This window comes from Fictibacillus phosphorivorans, from assembly GCF_023715845.1.
In the GTDB taxonomy this organism is placed as follows: Bacteria; Bacillota; Bacilli; order Bacillales; family Fictibacillaceae; genus Fictibacillus; species Fictibacillus phosphorivorans_D.
In genome coordinates this window covers 1-381 of sequence record NZ_JAMBOR010000077.1, presented here as the reverse complement: position 1 = coordinate 381, position 381 = coordinate 1, and the positions used below count along the sequence as shown (strand labels likewise).

General features: G+C 63.3%; 1 protein-coding gene. It reads left to right on the top strand.

The features are described from left to right. Positions 1–189: 189 nt before the first annotated feature. Positions 190–381: hypothetical protein (locus M3206_RS18870; protein ID WP_251314047.1), on the top strand; the 192-nt coding region annotated here is incomplete at its 3' end.

Genomic DNA, 381 nt, shown 5'->3' with positions numbered 1-381 from the left:
CCTGGGTATCCAGCCGCCGAGCCCGATCGGTTCGATCGTCTCGCAGATCGGCACCATCGTGTACTTCGCGTTCTTCCTCGCGATGCCGATCTGGAGCCGGATCGGGACGTTCAAGCCAGTGCCTGAGCGCGTCACGTTCACGCCGCACTGATTCGAGCCCGCGCACAAGGACCCATGAAGGACACAAGAATGAAAAAGCTGCTTGCGATTTTCGCCTTGGCCGGTCTCGTGTTTGCCGCGCCCGTGATGGCCAATGAGGGCGGCGTGCCGCTCGATACGGCGCCCAACCAGTCCAGCGATGCGTCTGCGCTGCAGCGCGGCGCCAAGCTGTTCGTCAACTACTGCCTGAACTGCCACGGCGCCAGCGCCATGCGCTACAAC